Source organism: Pseudomonas sp. ADAK2, assembly GCF_012935755.1.
In the GTDB taxonomy this organism is placed as follows: Bacteria; Pseudomonadota; Gammaproteobacteria; order Pseudomonadales; family Pseudomonadaceae; genus Aquipseudomonas.
In genome coordinates, this window is sequence record NZ_CP052862.1 from 6,589,135 (window position 1) to 6,605,847 (window position 16,713).

A 16,713-nucleotide genomic window follows, 5' to 3' on the forward strand; every position below is an offset into this window, starting at 1 on the left:
TTATGTCGGTCTCGATATCGGGGCCGACTCCGACCTGTAGGAGCGAGGCTTGCCCGCGAAGGCGTCAGCTCAGGCACTGCAAGGTTGACTGCCAAGCCACACCAGCCCAGTCTTCCTGCTCCATTTTGGTGAGGAGACAGCTGATGCCCTTCGCAACAATAGACGGACAACCCCTGCATTACACCGACCAAGGCACCGGCCCCGCCGTGCTGCTGGCCGGCAGCTATCTGTGGGACCAGGCCATGTGGGCGCCGCAGATTGCCGCGTTGTCGCAGCAGTACCGGGTGATCGCCCTGGACCTCTGGGGCCACGGTCAATCCGGAAAACTCCCCGAAGGCACGACCTCGCTGGATGACATCGCACGCCAGGCCTTGGCACTGCTCGATCATCTGGACATCGATCGCGTCACCCTGGTCGGGTTGTCGGTGGGTGGCATGTGGGGCGTGCGTCTGGCGCTGTCGGCACCGCAGCGGCTCAACGGCCTGGTGCTGATGGACACTTACGTCGGTGTCGAGCCCGAGCCGACTCGCCAGTACTATTTCTCGCTGTTCAAACAGATTGAAGACAGCGGCCTGATCGCGCCGCAGTTGCTGGACATCGTGGTGCCGATCTTCTTCCGTCCGGGCATCGATCCGCAGTCGGCGCTGTATCAGGACTTCCGCGCATCTTTGGCCGCGTTGCCGGCAGAGCGTCTGCGCGAGAGCATTGTGCCGATGGGGAGGATTACGTTCGGGCGGGATGATCTGTTGCCGCGTTTAGCAGAATTGAATCCTGAAACCACCCTGGTGATGTGCGGCGATCAGGACAAGCCGCGACCGCCAACCGAAGCGCGGGAGATGGCTGAATTGATCGGTTGCCCGTGTGTGCTGGTGCCGGAGGCGGGGCATATTTCCAATCTGGAGAATCCGGGGTTTGTGACGCAGGCGTTGTTGGCGTTTTTGTCCGAGCAGAATCTCGCGTAGTGTTTGAAAAAATATCGCAGCCTTCGGCATCTCCTACGTTGGAATGCGTACCGTAGCTGCCGAAGGCTGCGATCTTTTGATCTTGTTTAGCTTGGACACTAAGGGACTACCGTGGAGCAATTCTTCTGGCGCGATCTTGAAGATCAACAGGGACAGTGGGCCGGCCTGAGCATCGAGGTCAACCGCCCGAGGCAAGGCAAACCGCCGCTGCACCTGCTCAGTGGCAACAACTGCCGGCTGAAGTTGATGCTCAACGACACCCCGTTGCTCTGGGCCACCATTGCCACCTCGTATTACGGTGCGTGGCTGGTGCGCAACCCTCAGCCGGTGCAACTGGACTTGCTGCCGGTGCCTGCCATCAGCTCCGCGGACGTCGAGCACCACGCCCACTTGCCGCCCGAGCAGCGCATCAAGGCCTGGAGCCGGTACTTCATCACTCAGTTGATGGCGCATCAGGCGGACTTCCTCTATCCCGGCCATTGGGTAGCGCGGCCAATGTTGCCCATTGCGCGCGGCCACCGGGGCGAGCGCCTGAGCGGCTGGTATTTCTCGACGCAGGAGGAAGTGTCGTGCCATTTGCCACAGTGGTCGGCGCGCGGCGCTGGCATTCTCGATAATGTGCAGCCCTCACCGGCGAAGTGGCTCGATTGGGACTTGGGGCCGGTGATCGGTTTGCACACGGTGGATCTGCTCGCCGGGCGTCTGAAATGGTGGCGCAAGAAGGCGCGAGAAGGCAGCTTGCCGCCAATCCTGCTGTGGTACGTCGGCGGTATGTGCTCCTACGTGATCATCGATGGGCACTATCGCTTGCAGGCAGCGCTCGCCGAGAACGTCCAGCCAGCGTTTATTGTGTTGAGTTCTACCGAGACCAAACCGGTCAAACTGTCCGTCGATGCGCAACAGCGGGTGCTGAGTTCGTTGATGCTGCAAAGCGAGAAGAACCCGGGTTTTGACGTGCGGACATTGAATCAGGCGTTGATCAACACCTTCGATGACCGGCCGGGCCACTGGCCGGGAACCCACACTTGGGCCGGCATTGCGTCAGACCAGGAGTGGCGCGATGAGGTCACACGGTTCTTGGAGGATCAGGGGGCGACGGATGATCTGGAGGACATCCTCGGGCGATGCCAACGCTGGGAAGAGTGATTGCTCCCGCGCGCTGGCGTGGGAGCTGCAAGCCTGCGGTTACTTCGGCCCGAGAATCTTCAACAATTTGTCCGGCGATGGTGCGCCTTGCTGTTGCTGCAACTCGCCCTTGTCGTCCATGTAGAAAATCGCCGGGGTCGCCTGCAATTCCAGGTCTTCCATCAACTGCATGTTCGCCGCCAGTTTCGCCTGGATCGCCGGTGGCACGTCTTTCATGGCTTTGAGTGCGCTTTCCTTGCCGGCCTTTTCGTGTTCTGCCAGGGCTTTGCTCGGGTCCTTGGCGGCCAGCAGCGCGGCGGATTTGCCCGGGCTGTCTTCGCGGATGATGCCGACCATGATGTGCCGCAGCTGCACCTTGCCCGACTTGACCCATGGCCGCGCCTGTTCCCAGAACATATTGCAGTAAGGGCAGTTCGGGTCGCTGAACAGATAGACGACGCGCGGTGCGTCCTTGTTGCCGTCACCGATCCAGTTGCTCGCTTCCATCTTGCCCCAGACTTCCTTGGACATCGGCGCGTACACCAGTTTCTGCAATGGCGCGCTGCTCAGGTCGTTGCCGTCGGCGTCGTACAGATTGCCGAGCAATACGTGCTTGCCATCGGGCGTCAGGTACAGCGCCATGCCACGGTTCTGGTATTGCGCCGCATAACCGCGCAAACCGTCCGGTGCATCGAACTGGCCGACGATTTTCGCGCCCTTGGCTTCGATCTTCTTGATCGCTTCGGGCAATTCTTCAGCAGCCTGCGCCGACGGCAAGTGCAGCAGGGCTGCGCCCAGGGTCAGGGTCAGCAGGTGGCGGAGGCGGGGCATGGCAGTTTCCTTGTGGCGGGATTGGGGGCGTCGAAGTTTTCCAGGGCGCGGGCCAGGCTGGCTTCCGACAATTCGCCCAGATGGCTGCCCAGCAGGCGACCGTCGTTGCTATAGAACAGCGTAGTCGGCAAGGCCATGGAACCGACGGCCTGGCCCAGGCGGCCACTGCCGTCGAACAGCACGTTGGACAGGCTCAGGCCCTGGGTTTCCAGGAAGGTGGCGACGCTCTGCATGCTTTCGGCCTGGTTGACGAACAGGAAGGTCAGGTCCGGGCGCTGTTGCTGGGCGTTTTCCAGCACGGGCATCTCCCGGCGACACGGCGGGCACCAGGTGGCCCAGAGGTTGATGACCAGCGGGCCACCCTGGTAGTCGGCCAGTTGCACGGTTTCGCCGGCGGCATTGCGCAACGTGATGTCCGGCAGGCGTGTGCCTTGTTCGTAGATCGTCAGGGAGAAGGTCGCCAGCAACCAGAACAGCAGGCCAGTGCCCACCCCGAAACCCAGTGGCCGGCGCAAACCCGGTCGACGCCAGCCGCGATACAGCGCTGCGAGGATCAGCACGATCACTCCCGGCCAGGCCAGAAAACCGCCATCGCGCAGGTCGATGATCTGCCACGGGTCGTTGCGATATTGCGCCCAGTAGGCGATCACGAAACTGATCCGCGCCGCCAACATGCCCAGCAGGAACAGGCTGAACAACACCGACTCGGGATTCTCCCCACCGCGCTTGGCCACCCGCCAGCCGACGAAGGTGGCCAGTGCCAGGGCACTGATCAGCAGCAGGTGGTTAAGCGCGATGGCAAAGGTGCCGAGGGTAAAGGTCAGCATTAACGGGCTTCTCGGGTAGTGTTCCAGCGTTGCAGGAAGGTCTCGGCATCCACCTCACCGGTGATGCGCTGGCTGCGGCGCTCGCTGCCGTCGGCACCGATCCACAGCAAACTGGGCGGCCCCGGCACTTTGTAGCGGCCAAGCAGTTCGCGACTGGCGGCATTGTCGGCGGTCACGTCCAGCCGTAGCAAGCGCACGTCTTTTAATGCGTCCAATACCTGCGGTTTGGCGAAGACCTGTTTTTCCATGACTTTGCACGACACGCACCAGTCGGCGTAGTAGTCCAGCAGCACCCACTGGCCCTGGGCCTGCGCCGCATCGAGTTCCCGTTGCAGGGCGGCGGGGTCCTTGATCGTGGTGAAGGCTTCATGGCCGACAGGGTTAGCAGCATTGCTGGCGTTTGAAGCGGCATAAACCTGCAACGGCTTGAACAGATCATCGCTGCCACCCGCTGCGCCGATCAGCAGCAGGCTGCCCCAGACGCCGAGCAACAGCGAGCTGGCGCCGAACACATGGGCGATGCGAGCGAAACCTTCCGACTGCTTCCAGGCGCTGTAGGCAGCGATCAACAGCAGGGCGCCGCACAAGCCGATCCACAAGGACTGATCCAGCACCGGACGCAGCATCAGCAGCGCAGTGGCGAGGAACAGGAAACCGAACACACCCTTGAGCAAATTCATCCACGCGCCGGGCTTGGGCAGGAAACGGTTGCCGACGGTCACCAGCAACAACAGCGGAATACCCATGCCAATACCCATGGCGAACAGGATCAACCCGCCGTGCACGGCATTGCCGCTCTGGGCGATATAAAGCAGGGCACCGGCCAGTGGCGCGGTCATGCACGGGCCGACCAACAGACCGGACAAGGCCCCCAGCACACCGGCACCGATCAGGCTGCCGCCGCGTTGATTGCGCGAAACGTTTTCCAGGCGATCACGCACCGCCACCGGCAATTGCAATTCGAAGAAGCCGAACATCGGCAAGGCGAGCAACACGAACACCGCTGCGAAACTGCCCAACAGCCAGGGATTTTGCAGCAGCGCTTGCAGGTTGGCGCCCAGCAGCGACGCCAACACGCCCATCGCCGCATACACCAGCGCCATGCAAATCACATAGCTGGTGGCCAGGGCGAAACCGCGTTTGGGCGAAGCGCCGCTACCGACGATCAAACCGGCGAGGATCGGCAGCATTGGCAACGTGCAAGGGGTGAAAGCCAGCAACAGACCCAATCCAAAGAACACCAGCAAACTCCAGCCCAGCGCCCGCTGTTGCAGGTTGCTGGCCAGGGCCTGGTCCGGTGCTTCGTTGGCAGCGGGTATCGCGGCAGCGCCGCCCAGATCGACGACCTGGGTTTGCGGTGGATAGCACAAACCTGCGTCGGCACAACCCTGGAACCCAACCTTGACCTTCCCGGTAGCCCCGGCCGGGATCTTCAGTTCCAGGCCTTGGCGATAGACCGGCTGTTCGCCGAAGAACTCATCGCTGTGCGACTCGCCTTCAGGTAATGCTGGTGTGTGCTCCGGGGCCAGGCCATCGAATTTCAGGCGTTTCTGATACAGGTAATAACCGTCGGCGATTTGCCAGAACAGCTGGGTTTCACCGGATTCAAGGCGTTCGGAGGTAAAGACAAATGCCTGTTCGACGGGGAGAAAATCGGGCTTGGTCTCGAACGGATTGGTCCCGGCCTGGGCCAGACCCGAGATCAAGAGAGCAAAGAGGAACAACAGTTGACGCATGGGTAGGCCTTATCCCTGTGCAAGTGAGGTGCACAATGGTGGGCGGCGATTAACCGATGATTAACCGTCACGGCCTTGTGGCGCCGGCAATCGGGGCATAATGTCCGCTTAATCGACCACCGGCCTAATCAGCTTTTTTCTAGGGGCTTTCCATGCACGTACTGGTTTGCGAAGACGATGAGCTGATCGCCAGCGGCATCGTCGCCGGCCTCACCGCCCAGGGCCTGACCGTGGAGCACGTGGCCACGGCGTCATCGGCCCGGGCGATACTCAAGGTCGCCGAATTCGACGTCATGGTGCTCGACCTCGGTCTGCCCGACGAAGACGGCCTCAAGCTGTTGCAGCAGTTGCGCCACAACGGCCTGGAGATTCCGGTGCTGATTCTCACCGCCCGGGATGCGGTCACTGACCGGGTCGATGGCCTGCAAGCCGGTGCTGACGATTACCTGCTCAAACCCTTCGACCTGCGTGAACTCGCGGCGCGCCTGCACACTTTGTTGCGGCGGGTGGCCGGACGTAGCGTCAACCTGATCGAACACGGCGCGCTGACTTACGATCCGAGCAGTCGCGAAACCATGCTCGCCGGCCAACCGGTAGACCTGTCGCGCCGCGAGCAATCGCTGTTGCAGGCCTTGTTGCACAACCGTGGCCGGGTGCTGTCCACCGAGCAGTTGAAGGACAGCGTCTATGGCTTCAACGATGAGCTGGAAAGTAATGCGCTCAACGTTCATATCCATCACCTGCGGCGTAAACTCGGGAATGGCATCGTCGAGACGGTGCGCGGCCTGGGCTATCGCCTGGGGCCGGCGGACGGCGGAGATCAATCGAAGTGATGAGCCTGCGTTTGCGCCTGAGCCTGACCCTCGGCGCCGCGTTTGCGCTGATCTGGGCGCTGGCGGCAGCCTGGATGCTCAGCGACCTGCGTAACCAGATGATGTTTTCCCTTGACCAGCGACTGGTGGCGTCGGCGCGCATGGTCGCCGGCCTGATGGAGCAATTGCCGGCCCTGCCGACCAAAGGCGAGGGCACCCATTTCAGCGCTGAACAATTGAATGTCCCCGGTGGCATGGCCTGTCAGGTCAGTTCGTTGCGCGGCGAAATCCTTGCCCGCAGTCATACCGACCCGCAACAAACCCTCGAAGCCGAGAAAATGGGCTTCCACGACCAGATGATCGACGGCGCGCCATGGCGCAGTTTCACCCTGGCGCGGGGTGATCTGCGGATCACCACGGCAGATCGGCAGATCGAACGCGAAGCCCTGAACATGTCGATCCTGCTGGCCGCCTCGGTGCCGGTAGGCGTGGCGTTGCTCGGTTGCCTGTGCCTGCTCTGGCTGGGCATCGGCCAGGGGTTGGCGCCGCTCAATCGCATGCGCGATGCCTTGATGCGCCGCAGTGCCGATTCCCTCGAACCGTTGCAGATCCAGCCGCTGCCCAGCGAACTGCAACCGTTGCTGGACACCCAGAATCAGTTGTTCCAGCGCATCGGCCGGACCATCGAACGCGAACGGCGCCTGACCGGTGACGCCGCCCACGAATTGCGCAGCCCGCTGACCGCGATCAAGACCCACCTGCAAGTGGCGCGCATGACCGACGGCGCGGCCCGGGATCAATCCCTGGCCCGGGCTGAAGAGGGCGCCGACCGCCTGCACCGCACCCTTGAACAATTGCTGTTGCTGGCGCGGGTCGAGGGCAGCCTGTCGTTCGATGACGGCGTGCAATGCAGCGCCGAGCAGGTGGCGAAACTGGCGATTCAGGATGCCGCCAGCGGTGATCGCCAGCGCATCAAGTTCCAACCGCCGACGAAGTGCTCGGCCGCCCCGGTGCAAATGCCCGCGGTGCTGTCGATTGCCGCGCTGCGTAACCTGCTGGATAACGCCTTGCGCCATACCCCGAGCGACGGCGCCGTGGAGTTGAGCCTGGAAACCACCGGTAATCGCGTGCGCTTCGTGGTCCGCGACCATGGGCCAGGGATTGCCGAAGATGACCTGCAGCACCTGACTCAACGCTTCTGGCGTAATGGCCAGAGCACCGGTTGCGGGCTGGGGTTGGCGATTGTTCAGGCGATTGTTCAGCGGTGTGCTTGTACCCTTCATTTCGACAGTCGGCCGGACGGGTTGCGGGTCGAGCTGACCATGCCGTTGCAAACCATCTGACACTACCCCCTGTAGGAGCGAAGCTTGCTCGCGAAAGCGGTACGTCATTCAACATCGTCGTCGCCTGACACACTGCTTTCGCGAGCAAGCTTCGCTCCTACAAGGAATCGGTGTTGCACATCAAATGTAACTTCTCTCCATTAGCCATCCAGGCGCCGACAGGGCTATCTTCCCCCGCAGCTTTGACTCAATGGATTGAGGTAACAGCGCCATGGATGCACCCCTGCACATCTGCAACGCAACGCCTGCCGACGCCAGCATAATCAGCCGGATCGTCGATCGTTCGATCCGGATCGGTTGCGCACTCGACCACCGCAACGACGCGAAAATCGTCGCCGCCTGGACCCACAACAAATCCATCGAACACGTACACACCTGGCTGACCGACCAGCGGTTGTACCTGAACATCGCCCTGCTTCAGGACAAACCAATCGGCGTCGCCATGGCGGCGAACAGTGGCCAGGTTGCCTTCTGTTACGTGCAACCAGAATGGTTTCGTCGCGGCGCCGGACAGGCCTTGATCCATGACCTGGAAGCCTGGATGCTCGACCGGGGCTTGCGCCAGGCACGCCTCAACAGCACCCGTACCAGCGAAGCCTTTTATCAACGCCTGGGTTACCGCATCAGTGCTGAAACCTTCAGCGTGGCGGGGCTTCACGCCATTCCAATGCACAAGGCACTGACGCCACCTTCATAGAAAGCTGTTCGCGGGTCTAAATCCCCAAGCCCCTGATGCGTTTCCAGAACAGGAAAACCTGCAAGTGCGCCCCGTGAACGGAATGCGCACCTGCCCGGTGTGCAGTTTTGGTCACTATCCACAGCGTATTGAGGGGTCGAGAGATGTCAGTCGCTACCAGCCTTATCGAAGATCAGCCGGCCCGGGTTGCCCCAGTGCCTGCCGAGACGCTTTACCAGTTCAACGAATCGCCGTTGCTGGCCCGTCAGAACCAGCAGGAATCCAATGCCCGCAGTTATCCGCGACGCATTCCCCTGGCGCTCAAGCGGGCCAAGGGCATTTATGTCGAAGACGTCGAGGGCCGCAGTTTTATCGATTGCCTGGCCGGCGCCGGCACCCTGGCGCTGGGGCACAACCACCCGGTGGTGATCGAAGCGATCCAGCAAGTGCTGACCGATGAACTGCCACTGCACACCCTCGACCTGACGACTCCGGTCAAGGATCAATTCGTTCAGGACCTGTTTGGCCTGCTGCCGCCAGCCCTGGCCGCGGAAGCGAAAATCCAGTTCTGCGGCCCCACCGGCACCGATGCCGTGGAAGCCGCGCTGAAACTGGTGCGCACCGCCACCGGACGCAGCACCGTGTTGTCGTTCCAGGGCGGTTACCACGGCATGAGCCAGGGCGCGCTGAGCCTGATGGGCAGCCTGGGGCCGAAAAAGCCCTTGGGCGCCTTGCTCAGCAGCGGCGTGCAGTTCATGCCGTACCCTTACGATTACCGCTGCCCGTTCGGGCTCGGCGGCGCGCAAGGGGTGCAGGTTAACCTCAACTACCTGGAAAACCTGCTCAACGACCCCGAGGCTGGCGTGCAATTGCCGGCGGCGGTAATCGTCGAAGTGGTGCAGGGCGAGGGCGGGGTGATTCCGGCGGATCTCGACTGGTTGCGCGGCTTGCGACGTATCACCGAGCAGGCCGGCGTGGCGCTGATCGTCGATGAAATCCAGAGCGGTTTTGCCCGCACCGGCAAGATGTTCGCTTTCGAACACGCCGGGATCATTCCGGACGTAGTCGTCCTGTCTAAAGCCATCGGCGGCAGCCTGCCGTTGGCGGTGGTGGTCTATCGCGACTGGCTCGACACCTGGCTGCCGGGGGCTCATGCCGGGACGTTCCGTGGCAATCAGATGGCCATGGCCGCTGGTTCGGCGGTGATGCGCTACCTCAAAGACAACAACGTCTGCGCCCACGCTGCCGCCATGGGCGAACGTCTGAGCGAACACCTGCGCATTCTGCAACGGGACTTCCCGCAGCTCGGTGATATTCGCGGTCGCGGCCTGATGCTGGGCGTCGAACTGGTCGACCCGAACGGCACCCCGGACGTGCAAGGCCATCCACCGGCGTTCGGTCGCCTGGCGCCGCTGGTGCAACGCGAATGCCTCAAGCGCGGCTTGATCCTGGAACTGGGCGGCCGCCACGGTGCGGTGGTGCGCTTCCTGCCGCCGCTGGTGATCACCGCCGCAGAAATCGACCGCGTCGCGGAGATTTTTGGCCGGGCGTTGGCGGCGGCTACTGCCACGCTCTAAATTTCCGAGCAACTCGAACGTTCCTTCTACATACCGGCTGCACACGCCGTGCAGCCCACCCCTACAGCGATGGAGACACACCATGACGTCAGTATTCGACCGCGAGGACATCCTCTTTCAGGTCGTGGTCAACCACGAAGAGCAATACTCGATCTGGCCCGACTACAAAGCCGTGCCACAAGGCTGGCGTACCGTGGGCAAGAGTGGCCTGAAGAAAGAATGCCTGGCCTACATCGAAGAAACCTGGACGGATATGCGTCCGCTGAGCTTGCGGCAGAAGATGGACGAGCAGGCGGCTGTGGCTCACTGAGCTATTGAGTGAGACGCGGAGCGTCTCTGGCTGCATTCCCACGCAGAGCGTGGGAACGAGAAGCCCGCTGAACCGATAAGGTCAGCGGGCTTTTTCATGTTCTGGAATTGATCGTTCCCACGCTCTGCGTGGGAATGCCTCAACGGACGCTCTGCGTCCGCTTTGGAACGCGGAGCGTCCCGGGCTTCATTCCCACGCGGAGCGTGGGAACGATCTTAGGCCGAAGGCCCGTCGCTCAGCCCCTTGATCACCAAATCCACATTCCCCTCCAACTCCGCCACCGGGTCCGCCGCGTCCGTGCTTAATACCACCAACCGACTCCCGGCCGCGCTGATCACCGCTTTCAACGCGTCCGACGGCTGGCGATGATGCAGCACCACCGCCACGTCATTTTCCTTGAGCGTCGCGCCCAATTGCTTGAGCGCTTCGGGCGTCCACTCGGCATCTGGCCGCGCATCGAGGCCGACCAGTTCCAGGTTGAGCCCGCCGATCAGGTAGCCGAAGTGATCACTCAGGCTCATTACCGTGAGGTTGTCGGCACTGGCCAGGCGCGCTTCGCTGTCGGCGCTGAACTTGAGCAAACGCTGCTTGAGCGCGGCCAGGTTGGCTTCGATTTTCGGCTTGGCCGTGGGCGCCAGGCGCACCAGGTCAGCGGCCATCACGTCCGCCATGCGCCCCATGTTGTTGCTGGAAAACCATGGCTGACTGTTCAAGCCATCGACCTTGTTCCCCGGTTGCACGGCGATGCCGGGCAGGGCGCCGTCCACTGGGCGCGCGGCATCGACTTCGACAATGCGGATATTGCTGCGCCGGGCGATGGGGTAGAGCGGGTCATCCGCCCACAGCGAGCGCAGGCCGATCACCGCATCGGCGTCGGTCGCCAGTTTGGCCAGCGCCGGGGCGCCCCGCCCGGTGAAGTAAGCGGTCTGGCGGCTGCCGGGCAGATTGTCCGGTGCCGCCCGTTCGAGGCTGACGTCGGTGCCTTTGAGCAAGACCTCGCCCAGACCGTAAGTAATCGGCAAGGACGCCAGCACACGCAGTGGCTTGGCATTTTCAGCCGCAAAAGATGTCGCGACCGCCCCACACAGGGCCATGGTCAGGGTCAGTTGACGCAGAGAAAAAGACATTTATCCGAGATTCCCTTTAAGGCTGGGGACGACACCGCGCGCAATGGCGGACAGGGCGAAGGCGATACCGGCCACCAGAATGATCGCGGCACCGGACGGGATCGGCAGGTCGAACACGATCGGCGCCAGAATGCCGCACAGCGTGCTGACCGTGGCGATCAACACCGAGCACCAGAAAAACCCTTTCAGCGACTGGCTGAGCAACCGCGCGGCCGCCGCCGGAATCACCAGCAAGGCACCCACCAGAATGGCGCCGATGACTTTCACTGCGGCGACGGTAATCAGGGTCACCAGAATCACGAACAGGTAATCCAGGGTCTTCACCGCCACGCCGCGCACCGCCGCCAGTTGCGGGTTGAAACTGGCCAGCATGATGCGGTTGTACAGCGGCAAGGCCAGGGCCATCACCAGCGAACCGACGATGGCCAACACCAGCAAGTCGTTGCCATTAACCGTCAACACCGAACCGAACAACACGTTTTCCAGAATGTGCACGTTGATCTTGCCCGCCAGAATCAACAGCAGGCTCGCTCCCAGTGCCAGCGACACGGAGAGGAACACGCCGATCAGCGTGTCCGGCGCCAGGCCGGTGCGATTGCGCAGGTAATTGAGCAGGATGCCGAACAACAGGCAATAACCGAACAGGCTGCCATACGGCCCCGTATAAGGTTCGCCGAGTAGAATGCCGATGGCCACGCCGGTCAGCGCCGCGTGACCCACCGCCTCAGAGAAAAACGCGAAGCGCTTGACCACCACCAGCGTGCCCAACCCACCCAGCACCGGGCCGATCAACAGCCCGGCGAGCAGCGCGTTGACCACGAATCCGTAGGCCAGTGCTTCCGGCAGATAACCGGCAGAGGCCCAGCCCTGGACCATCAAGCGAAAGGCTTCATAACTCATCAGGCAGCGCTCCGTGGATGGGTCGAAAACAGGGTCAGCAAGCGCTCCGGGGTCAGTGCCTGTTTCGGCGTGGCGTCGAACAGCACCCGGCGATTGAGCCCGGTGACCCGATCCGCCAGGCGCCCGACGGCTTCCAGATCATGCTCGATCCACAGCACGGTGATGCCGCTCTGGCGCCAGTCGCCCAGCAACCGTTCGAACACCCGGATGCCGGCTTCATCGAGGGCCGACATCGGTTCGTCGAGCACCAGCAATTGCGGCGCCGGGATCAGCCCCTGGGCCAGCAACACCCGCTGGCGTTCACCACCGGACAGCGCGCCCATGCGCCGCTTGCGTTTGTCCTGCATGCCGACTCGTTCCAGGGCTTCGCCAATCGCCGCCGCGTAATGCTTGCTCAAACCCAGGAACGCCGGACGTCGCTGACACATCGCGGCCATGAAATCGTCGACGGTCATCGGCAAGCCCCGGTCGAACTCCAGCGCTTGCGGCACGTAGCCGATGGTGCCGGGCTCGCCGGGCCATTGCAGGCTCAAGCGACCCTGATGCGGCATTTGCCCGAGCAAGGTCTTGATCAACGAACTCTTGCCGCCACCGTTGGGGCCGACCAGCGCATGCACGCTGCCGGGCTGGACCTGGAAAGTCACCTTGTCGAGAATCGTAGTGCGCCCGAGGGTCAGGCTGACATCGGCGAAATCCAGGGTCGGGCCGGCGCTTTGGACGGCCAGGTTTTCTTGAGCGGTCATGCGCCCGACTCCTGAATCGCCCGCACCACGGTGTTGAGGTTGCCGGTCATTTCCTTTTCATATTTGTCGGCGGTGTATTCGCCATAGGAAATGTGCGACAGCGGATACAACTTCACCCCGGATTCACGCTGGATGGTGTCGACGTAGGAGGAGGGGAAATCCATCTCGGAGAAGATCACTTTCACGTCGAGTTCGCGCAGTTGATCGATGGTCTTCTTCAACTGGCTCGGGCTCGGCTCGATGCCGTGGGCCGGTTCGACCACCGCGGTCACTTCCAGGCCGAACTCGCGCAGCAGGTAGTCGTAGGCCGCGTGGACCGTGGCCACCCGCAGTTCGGCGTTCGGCGCCTGGGTCAGTTTGGCCAGGGCGTCGGCACGCATCTGCCGCAGGCGTTTGCCGTAGGCGCGGGCGTTCTGGGTGTAAGTCTTGGCGTTGTCCGGGTCGAGCTTGCCCAGTTCCCGGGCGATGTTGTTGACCTGGGCGATCGAGGCGCTGATCGACAGGAAAGTGTGGGGGTTGACCACTTTGCCGGCGCCACGGGCGGCGGTGCCGGTCGCGGCCAGCAACGGCACGTTTTCGTTGGCTTCGATCACCGGGACGTTCGGGGTTTCGCTGGCGGCGATCATGCGGTCGGCGAAGTCGTCATGGCCGACGCCGTTGAGCACGACCACGTCCAGCCCACTGATGCGCTTGATGTCTTCGGCGCGCGGCTCATAGGCGTGGGGATTGAAACCGGCCGGAATCAGCGGCACCACTTCGGCCTTGTCGCCGACGATGTTGGCCACATAGCTGTAATAAGGGTGCAGGGTGATGCCGATGCGCAGGCGCTTGGCCTGATCGGCGCTGGCCAGTGGTGTCAGCAGGCAAGCCAGCACGCCAACCACTATCAGGCGCGAGAAAGAACGTAGCGATGAAATAGGCATGGGAAAGCGGTCTTCTCTCGGGTGAAGGCGAGGGTTCAGTGCCGGTGCTGGCGGGTCACGCCGGCATCGAATTGCGCGACGATCTGCTGCCAGCCGGCGCTTTCGAGCGCGGCGTCGGCAAGATCGGTCGGGGCGGCGAGCGCCTTGCTGCGGTTGAGCCAGACGTCCGGTGCATCATCGTCAGCGGTCAAGCGCATCAAAAACGAGCCGGCCACGTTCGGTGCCTGGCTTTGGCCGAAGTAGGCCTTGGCCGCCAGCAACTGCCAGGCATGGCCGCCGCGACTGACCGAGCTGGCATCCTGGGCAAACGGTGCAAAGCCTTCATCGGCCAGGGCTTCGGGAGTCGGCAGCGTGGTTTGCTCCTGGCGCAGCAAGTGAATCTCGTCCAGGGTCACCCGCAGATCGGCGTAGATGCCTTGTTCGGAGGCGCTCAAGTCGCGGCGGGCATCCAGTTGATGGCTACTGACGCTGCTCGTTTCCTGGGACTCGTGGCGCCAGGCAACGACAGACCCGGCAACCGCAAGGATCATCAGGCACAACAGCAACACATAGAGGGTTTCATGACCGGCGCCGGCCGGGCGCACGACGTGGGTGGTGGGCGTACTCATGTTCAAGGTGCCTCAATGTCGGCTTGGTCGATCTCGACCACGTGGCCGGGACCGGCGTCAAACAGCACGTAGAACTCCGCGCCGGGCTTCTTGAAGGTCAGGGTCGAATCGGTGCCAAGCTTGCCCGGCACAAGAATGGTTTCGTCGTAGCCGATCACATCCAGGGTCACCCCCGGTGCGCCGCTGCCGTCGGAGAAACCGCCGGTGCATTTGATCTGCTCGGCGTCGATGGCCTTGCACTCGCACATCGGGTTGTGGGCGAGGGCGCTGGCGCTGAAACCGGCGCACAGCACCAGTAACGCGGCGCTGAGCGGGCGAAAAGCGTTGATCATGGTTTGCCTCCTTGTTTGTTCAGCCAGGCGATGGTGGCCGGGGATGCCTGGCTCAGCGGGATCGAGGCCTGGTGCATGCTGCCGTCCCAGCCTTCCATGGTGATCCACAGCTCGGCGTCGGCTTTGGTTTTTTCCGGCACTGGCAACGAAGCGCCCATGCGATACGGCGTGCCGAAGAAAATCACCCCGGCGGCGCGCAGGCTGCGAGGTTTGCCGATGCGCAAGTAAGTGGCCTTGACCTGTTCGACGCAGGTGTTGCACAGGGCGCCATTGAAGCCTTTGAGGTAACCGGCCGGGCCGTCCGGGCGCGGTGCTTCATTGCGCAACTCGGCCAGGCGCAGGCTCCAGGGGCCGACCTGGATTTCGCCGATTTCCCGTTCGCCGAGGCCGACATCGCCACGAAACAACGCGGCGTCACTGAAGTATTTGGGCATGAAACCCAGCGGGATCAGCAGCAACAGGATGTTCAAGTGGAAACGCCATTTGTGCCACAGCACGCTCAGGCGCGAGGGGGTTGGGGCGACAGTGATTTTGCTCACAGGCTGGCCTCCGAAGTTTCGCGGTTGACAGGCGCCGTGGCGCTGCGCTGTTTCTTGTGGCTGCGCTTGAGCGCATTGGCGGTGGCGAGGGCGGTGCGCTTGGTCCAGATCAGCAGGCCGCTGAGCACCATCATGCTCAGCACCAGACCGAAGAAGAACCAGATCAACTTGATCCATAGGCCACCGAAATCCCCGGTGTGCAGCGGACGCATGGATTCGGTGACGAACTCCAGTGCGTTGCGGTCTGACAGCAGGCGCGAGGCAGCGATTTCACCGTTGTACGGATTGATGGTCGCCGTCTGGTACATCAGCGGATACCAACCCCGTCCGCCAATATCCAAATGGCTGTAGCCATTGCCCGGCAGGCTGACGAAGCTCGCTTCCAGCCCCGGGATTTTCTGCATGGCGATTTCAATCGCCCGGTCCAGGTCGATTCGTGGCGGCGGGGTGCCGTCCGGTGACAGCGGCACGGCTTCACGGGCCATGGCCGGAATGATCGGGGCGCTGGAGATGGAAATCTGGTTGTCGGACAGCAAGGCTTCAATCAGGAACCAGATGCCGGTGATGGAAATGACCGCGATAAACCAGATCGACCAGATCCCGCTGAGACGGTGAAAGTCGCCCCAGAAAATCCGCGCACCATGACGGACGCGCAGGGTCGGCTTGAGGAAGCCTTTCCAGAATTTCTTGTAGACCACCAGCCCGGTAATCAGTGAAACCAGCAGCGGAATACCGAGGAACGACACCAGGTACCAGCCCCAGCTGAAGCCATTGGTGAACGGCACCAGCCACCAACCATGCAAGGCGCGGGTGAAAGCCTTGAAGTTGAAGTCCGGCGCCACGCCCTGGATCACCCCGGTGTACGGGTTGACGTAGACCGTCACCGAACGGCCGTCGGGATAGGCAACGTCAACGTCGAGGGCGAAATGCGATTCGTCGGGACGGCTGATGGCCTGGACTACGGTCTGCGGCTCGGCTTTTTTCATGGCCGCGAGGATCTGGTCGTAGCTGAGCAGCGGCGCGTCGTCCGAAGGTTGGCTGGCGCGCATTTGCGGGTTGGCCAGCCAGACGATTTCCTGGCTGACGACGGCCAGGGTGCCAGTCACGCAGACGATCAACACAAAAAACCAGATCGGCAGCGCCAGCCAGCTATGGACCAGAAACCAGAGTTTGGAACGGGATTTCTTCGACATGATTAAAGGTCTTGTTTCGATGAGAGGGCCTCTGCCACGGGCTTCGTCGCACGGTGACCCCTGAAAGGCCGGGCCTTGGCTTTTGCCTACGCGGCCTGACTGCATCTAGATAAGACGGATGAGCAACGGAAATCCCGAAAGCGGATATG

18 protein-coding genes are annotated in these 16,713 nt (G+C 62.4%); 7 read left to right on the top strand and 11 right to left on the bottom strand.

Going from position 1 to position 16,713, the window contains the following annotated elements; translation table 11 throughout:
* Positions 1–143 precede the first annotated feature (143 nt).
* Together HKK52_RS30270 and HKK52_RS30275 are read left to right on the top strand one after the other, a co-directional pair.
* A complete protein-coding gene (locus HKK52_RS30270) occupies positions 144–962 on the top strand; it encodes an alpha/beta fold hydrolase (protein WP_169373780.1) in 819 nt (272 codons plus the stop codon).
* Positions 963–1,073: 111 nt separating this feature from the next.
* The gene (locus tag HKK52_RS30275; RefSeq protein WP_169373781.1) at positions 1,074–2,108 is read left to right on the top strand and encodes a ParB/Srx family N-terminal domain-containing protein; all 1,035 of its coding nucleotides are present in this window, start codon (positions 1,074–1,076) and stop codon (positions 2,106–2,108) included.
* A gap of 39 nt (positions 2,109–2,147) precedes the next feature.
* On the opposite strand, the gene dsbG is transcribed toward HKK52_RS30275, so the two are convergent.
* Genes dsbG through dsbD form a run of 3 tightly spaced genes read right to left on the bottom strand, consistent with a single transcriptional unit; the run spans position 2,148 to position 5,481 of the window.
* On the bottom strand, positions 2,148–2,918 hold the full coding sequence (gene dsbG / locus HKK52_RS30280) for a thiol:disulfide interchange protein DsbG (RefSeq protein WP_169373782.1): 771 nt from the start codon (positions 2,916–2,918) through the stop codon (positions 2,148–2,150).
* On the bottom strand, positions 2,894–3,745 hold the full coding sequence (locus HKK52_RS30285) for a TlpA disulfide reductase family protein (protein WP_169373783.1): 852 nt from the start codon (positions 3,743–3,745) through the stop codon (positions 2,894–2,896). The genes dsbG and HKK52_RS30285 overlap by 25 nt, the downstream gene beginning before the upstream one ends.
* The gene (gene dsbD / locus HKK52_RS30290; RefSeq protein ID WP_169373784.1) at positions 3,745–5,481 is read right to left on the bottom strand and encodes a protein-disulfide reductase DsbD; all 1,737 of its coding nucleotides are present in this window, start codon (positions 5,479–5,481) and stop codon (positions 3,745–3,747) included. The genes HKK52_RS30285 and dsbD overlap by 1 nt, the downstream gene beginning before the upstream one ends.
* Before the next feature lie 152 nt (positions 5,482–5,633).
* Here dsbD and HKK52_RS30295 point away from each other — a divergent pair, with 152 nt between their 5' ends.
* The 5 genes from HKK52_RS30295 to HKK52_RS30315 all read left to right on the top strand — a co-directional run bounded on the left by HKK52_RS30295 (position 5,634) and on the right by HKK52_RS30315 (position 10,199).
* Positions 5,634–6,314, top strand: coding sequence for a response regulator (locus tag HKK52_RS30295; RefSeq protein ID WP_169373785.1), 681 nt, complete (start codon positions 5,634–5,636; stop codon positions 6,312–6,314).
* A complete protein-coding gene (locus HKK52_RS30300) occupies positions 6,311–7,636 on the top strand; it encodes an ATP-binding protein (protein ID WP_169373786.1) in 1,326 nt (441 codons plus the stop codon). The genes HKK52_RS30295 and HKK52_RS30300 overlap by 4 nt, the downstream gene beginning before the upstream one ends.
* A gap of 211 nt (positions 7,637–7,847) precedes the next feature.
* Complete coding sequence (locus HKK52_RS30305; RefSeq protein WP_169373787.1) at positions 7,848–8,333, top strand: GNAT family N-acetyltransferase; 486 nt, start codon at positions 7,848–7,850, stop codon at positions 8,331–8,333.
* Between the two features lie 143 nt (positions 8,334–8,476).
* Entirely contained in the window at positions 8,477–9,889 is a 1,413-nt protein-coding gene (locus HKK52_RS30310) for an aspartate aminotransferase family protein (RefSeq protein ID WP_169373788.1), read from the top strand.
* Positions 9,890–9,971: 82 nt separating this feature from the next.
* Positions 9,972–10,199, top strand: coding sequence for an MbtH family protein (locus HKK52_RS30315; RefSeq protein ID WP_057713869.1), 228 nt, complete (start codon positions 9,972–9,974; stop codon positions 10,197–10,199).
* Between the two features lie 215 nt (positions 10,200–10,414).
* Here the strand turns inward: HKK52_RS30315 and HKK52_RS30320 are convergent, their stop codons facing one another.
* The 8 genes from HKK52_RS30320 to HKK52_RS30355 are packed head-to-tail and all read right to left on the bottom strand — an operon-like array spanning position 10,415 to position 16,564.
* A complete protein-coding gene (locus HKK52_RS30320; protein WP_169373789.1) occupies positions 10,415–11,326 on the bottom strand; it encodes a metal ABC transporter substrate-binding protein in 912 nt (303 codons plus the stop codon).
* On the bottom strand, positions 11,327–12,226 hold the full coding sequence (locus tag HKK52_RS30325) for a metal ABC transporter permease (protein WP_169373790.1): 900 nt from the start codon (positions 12,224–12,226) through the stop codon (positions 11,327–11,329).
* Positions 12,226–12,969, bottom strand: coding sequence for a metal ABC transporter ATP-binding protein (locus tag HKK52_RS30330; RefSeq protein WP_169373791.1), 744 nt, complete (start codon positions 12,967–12,969; stop codon positions 12,226–12,228). The genes HKK52_RS30325 and HKK52_RS30330 overlap by 1 nt, the downstream gene beginning before the upstream one ends.
* Positions 12,966–13,892 carry a metal ABC transporter substrate-binding protein gene (locus tag HKK52_RS30335; protein ID WP_169373792.1) on the bottom strand — a complete coding sequence of 309 codons (927 nt, stop codon included), beginning with the start codon at positions 13,890–13,892 and terminating at the stop codon, positions 12,966–12,968. The genes HKK52_RS30330 and HKK52_RS30335 overlap by 4 nt, the downstream gene beginning before the upstream one ends.
* Positions 13,893–13,927: 35 nt before the next feature.
* Positions 13,928–14,500: a DUF6162 family protein gene (locus HKK52_RS30340; RefSeq protein ID WP_169373793.1), complete on the bottom strand. Its 573-nt coding sequence runs from the start codon at positions 14,498–14,500 to the stop codon at positions 13,928–13,930.
* 2 nt (positions 14,501–14,502) lie between these two features.
* Positions 14,503–14,832, bottom strand: coding sequence for a hypothetical protein (locus HKK52_RS30345; protein ID WP_169373794.1), 330 nt, complete (start codon positions 14,830–14,832; stop codon positions 14,503–14,505).
* Positions 14,829–15,371, bottom strand: coding sequence for a thiamine pyrophosphate-binding protein (locus tag HKK52_RS30350; protein WP_169373795.1), 543 nt, complete (start codon positions 15,369–15,371; stop codon positions 14,829–14,831). Before HKK52_RS30350 ends, HKK52_RS30345 begins: the two co-directional genes overlap by 4 nt.
* Positions 15,368–16,564: a PepSY-associated TM helix domain-containing protein gene (locus tag HKK52_RS30355; RefSeq protein ID WP_169373796.1), complete on the bottom strand. Its 1,197-nt coding sequence runs from the start codon at positions 16,562–16,564 to the stop codon at positions 15,368–15,370. Before HKK52_RS30355 ends, HKK52_RS30350 begins: the two co-directional genes overlap by 4 nt.
* Positions 16,565–16,713: the final 149 nt, after the last annotated feature.